Annotated in this window: 12 protein-coding genes and 1 pseudogene; 6 read left to right on the forward strand and 7 right to left on the reverse strand. The window is 31.1% G+C overall.

Features of this window, described 5'->3' with window-relative positions:
- Positions 1 to 15: 15 nt before the first annotated feature.
- Positions 16 to 948, reverse strand: a complete 933-nt coding sequence (locus CD135_RS09795; RefSeq protein WP_103269364.1) for a ketopantoate reductase family protein — start codon at positions 946 to 948, stop codon at positions 16 to 18.
- A 289-nt stretch (positions 949 to 1237) separates the two neighbouring features.
- Between CD135_RS09795 and CD135_RS09800 the strand changes: the two genes are divergently transcribed.
- The 5 genes from CD135_RS09800 (at position 1238) to fucP (ending at position 5737) form a co-directional block, all read left to right on the forward strand.
- On the forward strand, positions 1238 to 1651 hold the full coding sequence (locus CD135_RS09800; RefSeq protein ID WP_016999815.1) for an RbsD/FucU domain-containing protein: 414 nt from the start codon (positions 1238 to 1240) through the stop codon (positions 1649 to 1651).
- Positions 1652 to 1681: 30 nt separating this feature from the next.
- Entirely contained in the window at positions 1682 to 2710 is a 1029-nt protein-coding gene (locus tag CD135_RS09805; RefSeq protein WP_016999814.1) for a LacI family DNA-binding transcriptional regulator, read from the forward strand.
- A gap of 173 nt (positions 2711 to 2883) precedes the next feature.
- On the forward strand, positions 2884 to 3489 hold the full coding sequence (locus CD135_RS09810) for a KpsF/GutQ family sugar-phosphate isomerase (RefSeq protein WP_103269365.1): 606 nt from the start codon (positions 2884 to 2886) through the stop codon (positions 3487 to 3489).
- 14 nt (positions 3490 to 3503) lie between these two features.
- Complete coding sequence (gene rbsK, locus CD135_RS09815; protein WP_103269366.1) at positions 3504 to 4427, forward strand: ribokinase; 924 nt, start codon at positions 3504 to 3506, stop codon at positions 4425 to 4427.
- A gap of 14 nt (positions 4428 to 4441) precedes the next feature.
- On the forward strand, positions 4442 to 5737 hold the full coding sequence (gene fucP, locus CD135_RS09820; protein WP_016999811.1) for an L-fucose:H+ symporter permease: 1296 nt from the start codon (positions 4442 to 4444) through the stop codon (positions 5735 to 5737).
- A 43-nt stretch (positions 5738 to 5780) separates the two neighbouring features.
- Here fucP and CD135_RS09825 read toward each other — a convergent pair whose 3' ends face one another.
- From CD135_RS09825 to CD135_RS09850, 6 genes and pseudogenes are all read right to left on the reverse strand, one after another.
- The gene (locus CD135_RS09825) at positions 5781 to 6719 is read right to left on the reverse strand and encodes a TDT family transporter (protein ID WP_016999810.1); all 939 of its coding nucleotides are present in this window, start codon (positions 6717 to 6719) and stop codon (positions 5781 to 5783) included.
- A gap of 194 nt (positions 6720 to 6913) precedes the next feature.
- Positions 6914 to 7609 carry a hypothetical protein gene (locus CD135_RS09830; RefSeq protein WP_016999809.1) on the reverse strand — a complete coding sequence of 232 codons (696 nt, stop codon included), beginning with the start codon at positions 7607 to 7609 and terminating at the stop codon, positions 6914 to 6916.
- Between the two features lie 136 nt (positions 7610 to 7745).
- Positions 7746 to 9053: an LLM class flavin-dependent oxidoreductase gene (locus CD135_RS09835; protein ID WP_103269367.1), complete on the reverse strand. Its 1308-nt coding sequence runs from the start codon at positions 9051 to 9053 to the stop codon at positions 7746 to 7748.
- A 230-nt stretch (positions 9054 to 9283) separates the two neighbouring features.
- A pseudogene (gene eutH / locus CD135_RS09840) lies at positions 9284 to 9991 on the reverse strand (ethanolamine utilization protein EutH); the annotation flags it as partial.
- Between the two features lie 98 nt (positions 9992 to 10089).
- On the reverse strand, positions 10090 to 10656 hold the full coding sequence (locus tag CD135_RS09845; protein WP_174700872.1) for an ANTAR domain-containing response regulator: 567 nt from the start codon (positions 10654 to 10656) through the stop codon (positions 10090 to 10092).
- A 1-nt stretch (position 10657) separates the two neighbouring features.
- Positions 10658 to 12073: a sensor histidine kinase gene (locus CD135_RS09850; protein WP_338141525.1), complete on the reverse strand. Its 1416-nt coding sequence runs from the start codon at positions 12071 to 12073 to the stop codon at positions 10658 to 10660.
- Between the two features lie 441 nt (positions 12074 to 12514).
- Between CD135_RS09850 and isaB the strand changes: the two genes are divergently transcribed.
- The gene (gene isaB / locus CD135_RS09855) at positions 12515 to 13099 is read left to right on the forward strand and encodes an immunodominant staphylococcal antigen IsaB family protein (RefSeq protein WP_064205279.1); all 585 of its coding nucleotides are present in this window, start codon (positions 12515 to 12517) and stop codon (positions 13097 to 13099) included.
- Positions 13100 to 13228: the final 129 nt, after the last annotated feature.

Here is a 13228-nt window from a genome sequence, read left to right on the forward strand (position 1 = left end):
ATATAATTTTATTCGCTACATAATCTTCATTTCTAATTGGTGTATTTGATGTGTAAGCAACGTATTTATTGGAGTTGGTATGCCTAATTCTTCTCCATATGCTGAAATTTGTCCATTAAGATAGTCTATTTCTGTTAATCGACCTTTGTTATAATCTTGATGCATTGATGGATAATGAAGCCCTTGTGTTTCTTTAGGGTAAGCCGCTTCAATTTTATTTAATAGTAATTTACCGTCTAATTCAACATTTCTTGCTCTAGCTACAGACACTATTTCTTCAATCATTGGTATAATCATTTCACGTGAATTTTCATAGCAGCCAAATTCATAAATAGTTTTATCTAATATCGTGCACAGTGGGTTTAACACACTATTCAATGTTGCTTTGGACCATATCGATTTGAAGATATCATCACTTACTCTTGCATTTAAATTTGCATTATTTAGTAACTGAAGTATCGCGTTAGATTGTTCATCGACAATACCGTCTGAACGATGAAAGTCTATATAACCCCCACCTTCTAGCAACAACTGACCGGGACCTCTTAATCCAGCTGTCCACATTACGACAGCAAGATAAACCTGTGACATTGGAACGAATTTTGATAATCTCTCCCCATGACCTAAACCGTTCATCATGCATAATATTGCAGAATCCTTATGAATTGAACCAGCCTCTTTTAAGCGTTGCATCATTTTTTCAGAGTTCATCGCCTTTGTTAAGATGATAATCAGATCAAATGAATCTGATACATCCTTAGACAATACTGCTGGAACATCGACTGTATAAACATCCGTTTCAGTTTTAACCTCAACACCATGTTTGTTAATACGTTGAACATGTTCTTCCCAGTCATCAATTAGTTCCACATCATAACCAGCCTGTTTCAAGGAAACACCGATTCGACCACCCATTGCACCTGCACCAGCTATAGCTATTTTATACATATTGTACACTCCTCATTGCCATTTTAATGATAAACATCCAGAATAAAAGTACTATTCTTAAATGTTATATCAATAAACTATTTTTCTTATATAATATATTTACCCGTTAATTTCATTTTTAATTTCTTTTAAAAAAGAAAACCGAAGCGACACTGAATTATAAAAATAATTAATCCATTATATTTTAATACACACGGTGTAATCGTTTACATTTTTTGTTGACATACTCTTAAATTTGATTTAATTTAGTAAATAGTAATCGATTACTATAAACAGATAGGAGCATGCAATGATAAAAGGACAATGTAATCACCATAAAATTATAGAAACATTAAGTATTAGTGGCCATGGAAATAAGGTACTAATAGCAGATGGCAATTTTCCAATAAAAACAAATTCTAATATTCATGCTGAAAAAGTATATTTAGGCTTCTCTAAAGACTTACCTACCGTTACAGATGTGTTAAAATCAATATTAACAGTTATTAATATCGAAAAAGTAGAAGTCATGGATTCAAGTTTGAAAGTTGAACCTGAAATTTTTGAAGAATTTAAAAATATAACAGGTTTCAAAACATTGGAAAAATATGCTCGACAGGATTTCTATGATATTTGTCAAAGTGAAGATATAACACTTGTTATTAATACTGGAGAGACGAGAACATTTTCAAATATACTACTAACAGTAGGTGTTACATCTTAAAATAATTATGATTAAGTGGTGATTATATATATGAGTTCAAAAAATAAAAAGGGAAATCCTACTATGAAAGATGTTGCGTTATACACTGGTTTTTCAACAGCAACTATATCTAGAGTCTTAAATGATAATTATCCAGTTAGTGCTGAAACTAAAAAGAAAGTCTTAGAAGCTTTCGAACAATTGAATTATGAACCCAATTTAGTTGCTAAAAGCTTAAGGTCTAGGAAGTCAAATCTAGTAGCTATTATAGTAGCAGATATTGAAAATCCTTATTATATGAGAATTGCTAAACAAATTGATAAATATTTATTTAGTAAAGGATATAATCTCATAACTTGTAGTACTGATGAATCATTGGAGAAGGAAGAAGAAATAATAAAAATGTTAATGAGTAAAAATATTGATGCCATTGCAATTTCTCCTTGTGATAGCGAAAGTACTGATTTATCAGAATTAATAAAACAAGGTATTCCTATAACGCTTATTGATAGAAAACTTTATAAATATGATCATTTACCGTATGTAGGAACAGACAATTTTAAGGAAACTTACGCTTTGACAGAACAACTAATTTTAAATGGACATAAAGATATTGGTATTATAACAGGCACTCTAACAACAAGTACTGGTATTGAAAGACTAGAAGGTTTTAAAGCAGCATTGGAACATCATAATATACGATTTAATCATAATTGGTTATATAAAGGTGAGTTTGTTGAAGAAATCGCATATGAATCGATGGTTAAAAAGCTTAATAAAATGAAGGACATACCTTCTGCAATTGTAAGCTGTAATAATGTTATGACAAAAGGTGCTTTAAGGGTTATTGAAAAAAATAACTTAAAAATACCTGAAGATATATCTATCGTTACATATGGTGCTTTAGCAAATAATAATTTATTCGAAGTGAAAATTACTTCGTTAGAACAAGATATTTTGTCTATGGGACAATCTATTGCTACTTCACTTCTCAATCAATTAGAAAATTACAATCTGCCTGAAATAGAAGTTCAAGACAGCGTAATAATCGAAGGAAACTCAGTCTACCAACTGTGTTAGTCAGAAATATGTACATTTAGTTAAGTCGAAATTTTTCGCTAACTAAATGGACATAATTTTTTAGCTAAATAGTAATCGATTACTATATTTTTATTGATATAGGTAAGCGCTTACAAAATAGCTATATAAAAAAAGAGTTTATAGTAATCGATTACTATAAAAGGAGGATTAATATGAAATCAATAGAAATGGTAAATGAAGTGTTTAACTCAGAAATTAAGACAATAGATCATGTAAGAAAAAGTATTAATAACGATTATGAATTGTGCATTAGAGAAATTTTAAATTGCAAGGGAAGAATCATAGTATTAGGTGTAGGAAAATCGGGATTAATAGGTAAAAAAATGGCTGCTACTTTTGCTAGTACTGGTACCCCTTCATTCTTTATTCATTCAACTGAAGCAGTACATGGTGATTTAGGTATGATTTGCGAAGAAGATATAGTCTTAGCTATTTCAAATAGTGGTGAAACAAGCGAAGTAATTAATACCCTACCATCAATCAAAGAGATTGGTGCATCATTAATTTCAATTACAAAATCTAAATCTTCTACATTAGGAAAAGCATCCAATATTGTAATTGAAATACCTATAAAAGCTGAAGCAGATAAATATAACTTAGCACCAACAAATAGTTCCACAGCTACATTAGTAATAGGTGATGCTATAGCCTTAACAGTGTCTCAAATCAAAGGTTTTACAAAAAAAGATTTTGGTAGATACCACCCTGGTGGTGCTCTAGGAAAATCGTTAACAGAGGAAGGCTTTATAAATAAGTAAAGGAGTGCGAATTGATGAAAAAGATATTAGTAATTGGAAGTTTTATGACAGATTTAGTTTTTAAAACATCAAAAATGCCTTCCACTGGTGAAACACTTATTGCTGAGCAATATGAAAAATATACTGGAGGTAAAGGTGCGAATCAAGCAGTTGCAGCCTCAAGATTAGGCGGCAATGTTGAAATGATTGGAAAATTAGGAAATGACGAATTTGGTAAAGAACATATAGAAAAATTGGAAGATGAAAATATAAAGCATCAGTCTATTATGTTTGATAATAACGCAAGAACTGGTGTGGGAAACGTGACGATAGATAAAGATGGTAACAATAAAATATTAGTAGTTCCTGGTGCAAATTTGAAATTAGTAGAAGAAGAGATATTAAACCATGAAAATATCATTAAAAACTCGGATATCATTGTTTTGCAACTAGAAATTCCAATTAACGTAGTTTATAAATGTATTGACTTAGCTTACAAGCATGGAAAAGTAATTATTCTTAACCCCGCACCTGCTCAGGACATAGATAAAGAAATTGCGCATAAAGTTGATTATATCATTCCTAACGAAACCGAAGCAGAAGTGTTAACAAATTATGAAGTGGCAACAATTGAAGATGCGAAATCAGCTGCTCAAATATTACTTGATCAAGGCTATAAACATACAATTATCACATTAGGTAATAAAGGCGCAATATACGCTACAAGAGATAAGTGGAAATACTTTAACGGAATAAATGTAGATGCAGTTGATACAACAGCTGCTGGAGATTCATTTATAGGTACGTTGGCATATGGATTAGCTCAAGATTTTAATATAGAGGAAATTATGTTGATGGCTATTAAAGCTTCTGCTTGTACAGTGAAAAAATTAGGCGCGCAACCATCTTTGCCAAAATGGAGAGACATAAAAAAGTTAGACGAAATTGTTGAATATTAAGGAGTGTTTTTTGTATGAATAACCAAAATATAGAAACAGATAGCAATGGGTTTTTGAATCGAACACCTGTACTTCAATATGTTTTAGTAACTTTACTATTTCCTCTATGGGGCGCAGCAGCTAGTTTAAATGATGTGTTAATTGCTCAATTTAAAACAATATTTGATTTGAGTAATTTTGCTTCTGCTTTTGTTCAAAGTGCTTTTTATGGTGGATACTTTGTATTTGCTTTACCTGCTGCTTTATTAGTAAGAAAGACTAGCTATAGGTTAACTATAGTAGTAGGTTTATTAATGTATATTATTGGATGTGCATTATTCTTTCCAGCATCTCACATGGCAACTTATGGTATGTTTTTGGCAGCATTATTCATTATTGCAATCGGATTAAGTTGTTTAGAAACTTCCGCAAATACGTATAGTGTATTATTAGGTACCAAGGCAACCTCCACTAGACGAATTAATTTAAGCCAAACTTTCTATCCAATTGGAGCCATGACTGGTGCAATTTTAGGGAAATATTTTATTTTCACAGAAGGTGATAGCCTTGAAAAACGTATGTCAACAATGAATGATAATGAAGCAACTCAATTCGGTTTAGATATGTTACAAAGAACCATGACACCTTATTTAATATTAATCGCAATATTAGTTATCGTGATGATTCTTTTTATAGTAATTAAATTCCCTAAGTGTAAACCAGAAAATGGTACAGCTGAAAATGTAAAATTTAGTGAAGCACTTAAACATTTATTCAAATTAAAAGGATTTAGAAAAGGTGTACTGGCACAATTTATTTACATGGGACTACAAACAACGGTTTGGTCCTTTACATTAAGACTTGCTCTAGATGTAAACCCGCATATCAACGAAAGATTTGCTACTAATTTTGTTATATTTAGCTTTATAGCCTTCTTTGTTGGAAGATTTATAGCTACAGCATTACTTGCAAGATTTAAAGCACCTAAAATTCTGCTTGCCTACTCAATAATAGGAGTACTTGTATTGTTATATGCATCATTCATACCAAATACCTCAGCTGTATTTGCTGCAGTATTTGTGAGTGTTTTATTTGGACCTTGTTGGCCAACTATATACGATAAAACATTAGAAAAAGTAGTAAATCCTAAATATGTTGAGTTTGGCGGAGCTGTACTTATAATGTCCATAATTGGAGGGGCAGTAATGCCTGCTATTCAAGGCTTAACAGCTGATTTACTTGGATCAATGCAATTATCATTTATTGTACCTACATTATGCTTCGCTTTTATTGCTTACTACTTTTACAGTGAGAATAAATTACAACAATAATAAGCACATTAGATAGCGATTCTAAAATCGCTATCTTTTATATTTATCCATAAACCACATTTTTTAAAATTAAAAAGAGAATATATTTATAAAGAACATAGACTACAATGAGAGTAGCCCATATAATTTCAATAATTGATATGACATTGACTAAATTCGTAATTGTATCGTTTAAATTGAGATTTTGATTCACATTATAAAGTGATGCTGCAGTTGTCACCCATGGGAACGTCAGTGCTGAAAAGGAGACTTTAAATCCTTCTTTCATGATTTTAGGTAAAAATATTAAAGTAAATAAGAATAATAATTGCGAAAGTACTAAAAATGCCGATACATAAGCAACTGAGTAACTTGAATGATTTAAAATATAACTATTTAAGCAAAGAGCTGCCGGTGCACTCATAATAATTACCATTGGAAACTGTTCCTGATTATATGTTTGCCATGCTTTAGTAAATAATACATATCCAAGTATTATTATTAAAAATATTGATCCAAGAATAATCGCTATGTTACCTATACTAGTATTGAATGCAGACGATGTTTCACCAATAACGCCTATTCCAACAAACATCACAAACCAACTCGTATTTGGCCAAGACTTATAATTTCTAAATGCGTAAAATCCAATAAATATTATTATAAAACTCATATGTAATAAGATAGATACATACCAAATAACATTTAAAATATATGCGCCCACTAAAAATTGAGTTTTAACAATAGACACCAATATCATTAACGTCATAGGTAGCGCTGGAAGAATAGCAAATGTATTTATATTTTTAAGTTCTTTTAAAAACATGGTTGGATAAACAATCCATTTTAAAGTGACAATTAAAAGTATTGCACAGGAAATAATAAAGAAAGACAAGCCAAATAACGTTAAGTTTAAATTATAAAATAAATTACTTAACGCCATAACACCTAAAGCCAATCCACATATTGCGATTGGGGTTCTTTTCAACCCTGTTTTTAACATGTTCAATACCCTCTCATAGATAAATTCATAAAATTATATTTTACCATATCTTTATATAACTGTTTGCTAACATAGACAAACAAACGCACCTTTTACATCACATTAAAAGGCGCATTATGCTTATCTGTACATTTCTATACAAATTCGATTATATTTTATAAGGCGTTCTTATATGAATAATAATGAGTATAATTTTAGGAATTCTTGCAATTAAGTTTTTCTCTAATACATTCTAACTTCTTACCTTTTAATTTAATTTTAGCTTTTCTATTAATTTCACAATATAACTTTTGAGACTGCTCATCTGTTAATTCAAAAGCTTTATAAGAAGTACCTTTTTTATCAGGAAGTCGCGTGACATCAAAATTTACAACTTCCTTTAATAATTCAGTTATATCTGTTAAATTCCCACAAGCATCTTGCGGTTGAAAACTAAGGTTCTCATCAGCTTTTAAAGTTATTCTTCTACGTTTATAATTTGCTTTCCAAACATGGTCACCCTTCTCAACCCATGAATAATGATCTCTAAATGCGTTCTTCTTACCTTCAACAATATCATCGGTTATTCTTAAAAATTGATTATTGGCAATAGCGTTACTCTGTTCCTCTATACTCTTATACCAAAAACAACATTTTTTGACTTTAAAAACCAAATCACATATATATCTGTAACGATTTACTTTTTCATCTTCAATTATTGATATCCAAAAAATCACGTCTTGGTCTGTTCTTTTGTTATAAGAGTAATCAGTTATTTTACAAAAACTATGTAAAAAATTTTCATTCCAAATATAAGGGTCTTGATTACCATTGAAATCATCATAATAAATATTAATACATCCATGTTTACAACATTTTCTTTCAGGATGAAAAAATAGATAACTTGCCATAATTCCCCCTCACTTTCTCTATATACTAGCTCAGAATAGTTATCTTTTTCTATTATTTTAACAATATTCTGACAAAATTCCACAAAGCTAGAGGAAATATTTTATAGGATAATCTTAACAATATAAACAACAGTTATTAACTATGTGTTTTAACATTACTCAACCCTAATTTTTCTCGTAATGTGCCTTCGTTATAGTCTGTTTGAACTAAGCCTCTTTCTTTTAATATCGGCACGACTTTATTAACGAATAATTCAAATTGTGTAGGATTTAATGGAGGCATTATATTGAAGCCATCCGCTGCGCCACGTTTAAACCATTCTTCCATTCTATCGGCTACATCTTCGGGTGCTCCCACTATAATATGGTGACCTCTCGCACCGGCTACATGTTTCATTACATCTTCTAATGTTGAATTGTTTCTCTTAGCTGTTTCTTTAATAAGGTCGACACGACTTTGTATATTATTACCTTTATCGACTTCAACATCTTCAAATGGCGTATTTAAGTCATAACCACTTAAATCTGTATCACCTAAATAAGAAGATAATAATTCTAATCCCATTTCTGGGTCGATTAAATCTTGTAATTCTTTATAGTTAGCTTGTGCTTCTTCGCGAGTTTCTCCGATAAACGGGAATATACCTGGCATAATAACAACTTCTTGCTCTGGGCCACGCTTTTCTTTAACTTGTCTTCTCAATTTTTGAGCAAAATTAATAGCTGCATCGATATCATTTTGTGCAGTAAATATAACTTCTGCATGCTTTGACGCAAAATCAGTACCCTTTTTAGAAGAACCAGCTTGAACTAGTAAGGGATAACCTTGTGGTGATTGATCAATGTTTAAAGGCCCTTTAACGTTATAAAAATCACCTTCATAATTAATTGGTTCTGGTTGTTGATTCTTTAAAAATTTACCTGCCTTATGGATACTTTGAGAATCTACATCTCGCCAAGAGTTCCATAACTTTTTCGATATTTCTACAAATTCATTCGCTTGATCATACCTTAAATCATGATCAACATTATTTACGCCACTAAAATTTTTAGCAGTATCATTAATACCAGAGGTCACGATATTCCATCCAGCTCTACCATCGCTGTAATGATCTAATGAAGAAAAGATTCTAGATAAGTTAAATGGTTCTGAATATGTAGTGGACCCTGTAATAATAAGGCCAAGATGCTTTGTTTCCATAGCTATTATAGACATTAAAGAAATAGGTTCGAACATTGTAAACATATCTGGGTGTGTTTTCTTATCGACATATAGACTATCCGAAACAAATAGAAAATCAAACTTTGCTTGTTCTAAAGACTTTGCTTGTTCAATCGTTTTCTTTAAATTCATACCACCACGCTCTACTGACTCTGGATGTCTACTACTTGCAACATGATGACCAAAACCAGTTAAAAAATATCCTAATTTCATTCTTTCCATCTTTGACCCTCCATAATTTACTATTCCGATTGATTTAATATGATTTATGTTACCATTGTATTTTTATAGAGTCAATTTACATTTTTAAAATTTAATTATTGAAAAACAAAAAAATCCACCAACACTTGTGTTGGCGGATTTTATTAGCATATTTGTATTCAATTAATTTTTCTTTTAAGACCATCCGATTAATTGAGAGAATACTAATGAAATAATTGAAATTACACCCCCGAGAATACAAATACTAATTTAATACATGCATCTAATATTCTTCCGAAGAAAATAAATAACTTTATCATAATATCTGAGAAGAAGTATAATCCTATTGCTGTAACAACTACAAAGATAATAAGTGGCAGTAAATTCGTAAATATTGTAGTCATACTTATTTGAAATAAATGCGTTGGGTCACTAGTTGTATCAATCGTAGTTCTTATTTTCGTATTGCTAAATAGAATTATTACCGTGGAAATAAATACACCGAACGGTATTGCTAACAAACCAGATAATATACCTAAAGCCATATATTTATGATCTCGTTTATCAAGCATTGGCAAACCAAGTGGTATAGTAAACACTATTGTTGCCCCTGCCATCAGCCCAACAATCATCGCCATTATCCAACCTTCGTAGCTCGCCTTTAATACATCTGCCAGTTGATATCCTCCCATATCCGTTGCAAGTATAGAAGTGGCTGCAATTGCAGGATCTGCACCTATCTTATCAAACATAGGTCCAAAAAATTTCTCAATAAACTTTGAAATGAAGGGAATAGATGCCATAATTCCTGCTGAATTTGCAAAAATTGGACCAATTGTATATATCCCTTCCATAAATTCTTTACCAATACCTTCGTTTGCATTTCAAATTGCACCAAACGCACCTAATACTGCACATAACATAATAATATAAATAATAATTGTACCTATATGCTCCATATTAAATCCCCCTTATTTTAAATCTAAAAATGCAAAAAGGTGCCCATTTGATTAATTCAAATAAGCACCTTTGCTTGGTTGTATTCACTTTTAACATATTACCCTAATTCATTGATAATCTCTGTAGCTTCTATTTCAATTGCGATTTGCTTATCCATACTCTTTCGCCGAAGTTTTTGATAAGCCGCTTCTTCTGATAAATTCAGTTGCTCCATCAGAATACCTTTTGCTTTTTCAACAAGTTTACGATTATTCATTTGTTTTTTCGTATTATCCACTTCTATTCTTAGTTGATTCAAGCTGTTAGATTGCGACAGTGCAATTTCAACAGCTGGCAACAGTTGCGCTTCTGAAATTGGTTTTACAATATATCCTACAATATTAGTTTGTTTAGCTTCTTCTACGTATTCACAATGACTATAAGCAGTTAGTATTAATATTGGAATATCATATTTCTTTGAAATGATTTTACTAGCTTTCAGACCATTTAATTTCGGCATTTTAATATCCATAATGACTAAATCAGGCCGAAATTTATCAACCAACTCTAACGCTTTTTCTCCGTTACCGGCTTCCGCTACTACATCGTATTGAGCTTCTTTAAGCATTTCTATAATATCCATCCTAACGATAGATTCATCTTCAACAACTATAATTGATGTCAATTCAATCATCCCCTTTGTATTGAAATTGAACGCGTGCTAAAGTGCCGATATTATTACGCTTAATACTAAATGTGCCTTCTAAATCATTTTCCGTAATAGTTTTTACAATTTTCAGTCCGAAGGAATGGGTAAATTCGCTTTCTGTTATACCTGTATCTTCAACTTCAAGAATATGCGATTGGTTCTGTTGGTCGTACCTTAAATGTACATCAATCTTTCCATCAGTCTGATAATTAAATGCATGGTTTAAACAATTTGTAATAAGTTCATTTGCGATGAGTGCCACTGATACAGCTATATTTGATACAAGATGAATTTGGCCTTCAGTCTTATAATCTATATGTATAACTTTATCTGAAGTCTCATTATAAACAATCATATTTCCTATCTTCTTAACTAGTTTATCAATATTGACTAAATCCGTTGATGATTCATCTAGGATGACTTCATAGACAGAAGCAATACTCATGATTCTATTCAAACTTTCTTGAAAATATTGTTCACTACCATCTGGCAATCCCCTTCTCATTTGTAATCTCAATATACTCGCTACAGTTTGAAGATTATTTTTAACACGATGATGAATTTCACCAATTGCAGCAGATTTGGAAATCAATTCTCGTTCTTTTTCCTTTAAATCCGTTATGTCTTTCATAAGAATAAGATGACCTGTCACAACTCCATCTTCAAGTAATTGAATACATTTAATTTGAAAATAATGATTATGAAGTTCTTTTTCTTCAATTGTAATAATTCGACCATCTGTTAACATACTTTCGACCGTTGGAAAGAGTTCTACAAAACACAAACCAGTTTCACACTTAGTTCCCTTAATATCACTTATCATTTTCTCTCCAGTTAGATTGAAATAACGTATATTCAAATCATTATCCAACTCAAAAAAACTTTCTTCAATCATATCTGGGAAAAAAACCTCATTGTTTTTTGAACGAGAAACAATGTTACTCAATGTACTAGTTGCTTGAGTTAATGCCTTCAAACGATTTTCCTTCATTACTTTACTACTTATATCTTTCTCCATAATCAGTGTGCCAATAATTTCTTCTCCCAACATAATCGGTGTTACACTCTGTTCAACCACTTTACCTTCTTGTGTAACAGCCTTATATTGAGAAAAATCTTTACCTCTTAATACTTCAAAAACGGCTGGTTCAAACTTCTCATAAACATTCTCACCAATAACTGATGTTTGATATAAACTCTTCACATTTTTAGGAATTGCTTCAGCAACAACAACCACTTCATCCTTATTGTCAATCGGACAATCAATAAATACATTTGCACGGTTGAGTTCAGCAACCATTTGAAGTTGATTTGAAAGGTTAATAATCTTATTATAAGCTTCTTCCGACAAAGATGTAAGCGCTTTACTAACTAAGTTGATATTCCCAATAATACACCATCCCCTATAATAACTGTATGAATATTTCGAATATTTTTATATTACTATTATGAAATTGAATTAAAAATATGTCAATTCAAAACTTAGTATGCCAAATTTCTTCAACTGTATTACTAATAGTAATGCTTTTCACTAATTAACCTCACTCTTATAATTAATTTTTAGACCCAACGATTTATACACTCAATTTTTATAGATATATTTGTAATTATGTATATTTGATGTAGAATAAAAGTGAATAATTACACTTGATAATAGCGAATGATAAAGGAGTGGTATTCCCACCTAGCAACTTAAATTGAAAGGGCATTGCATGTGTTTGAACTGGAAAAACGACAAATAAGTAAAGATAGTACTTGTTCAAGGATTTATGCATTTGAATGTTGACTAAGCAGTTATGGTCAAAGGTACTCAAAAATTAAGGAGTGGTTTATTATGCGTAAAGTAGGAAAGTTACTTTCAGCATCTGTCGTTGTATCAACACTTGTCGTAGGTTCTTCAGCAGCATTTATAACGACAAGTGGTCCAGAAGCTCAAGCAGCAGAGCAAGTTCAAAAATGGGGGCATGGTGAAGGAGCAGCAAGCGGTGCAAGTACACAAGGCGCTTCAGAAGAAATGGCACAAACACCTTGGTATAACTATTACGGTTATACAACATATGATCCTTCGTTTACACAAGATTATAATTTTGTACGTGCATTGAAATATGACAATGTTTCAATTGATAACTATAAAGTAGATCCAAAAGCTTATAAAAATCATGACCATAGTATAAAAGTTTATGATACAACTGTAGATTTTAACGATGATAATGAAGTTATTCAAATTAGCTTTAATACTAAACCAAATACGGTAACTAAAGAAACTTTCAAAAAAGCACATGCTTCTAATGATATGGGAGGAGAAGGTGATTCAGGTATCGGAGATGGTACAATGGTATATTATAATACTAATGATGGTTCATATAAGGCTTTCTTTGATGAAAATGATTACTTAACTAAAATAATCATTGGTCAATAGAATGAAATAACAACTATCGAAAGTCGTAATCTTAAAAATGTAGATGACAAAATAGTAAGCACATCACTCTACTGATGAAATTCAGTACACAAAGTGATGTGCTTATTTTATATTATGAATTTGGTTAAT

The sequence above is a fragment of the Mammaliicoccus lentus genome, from assembly GCF_002902755.1.
Lineage (GTDB): Bacteria > Bacillota > Bacilli > Staphylococcales > Staphylococcaceae > Mammaliicoccus > Mammaliicoccus lentus.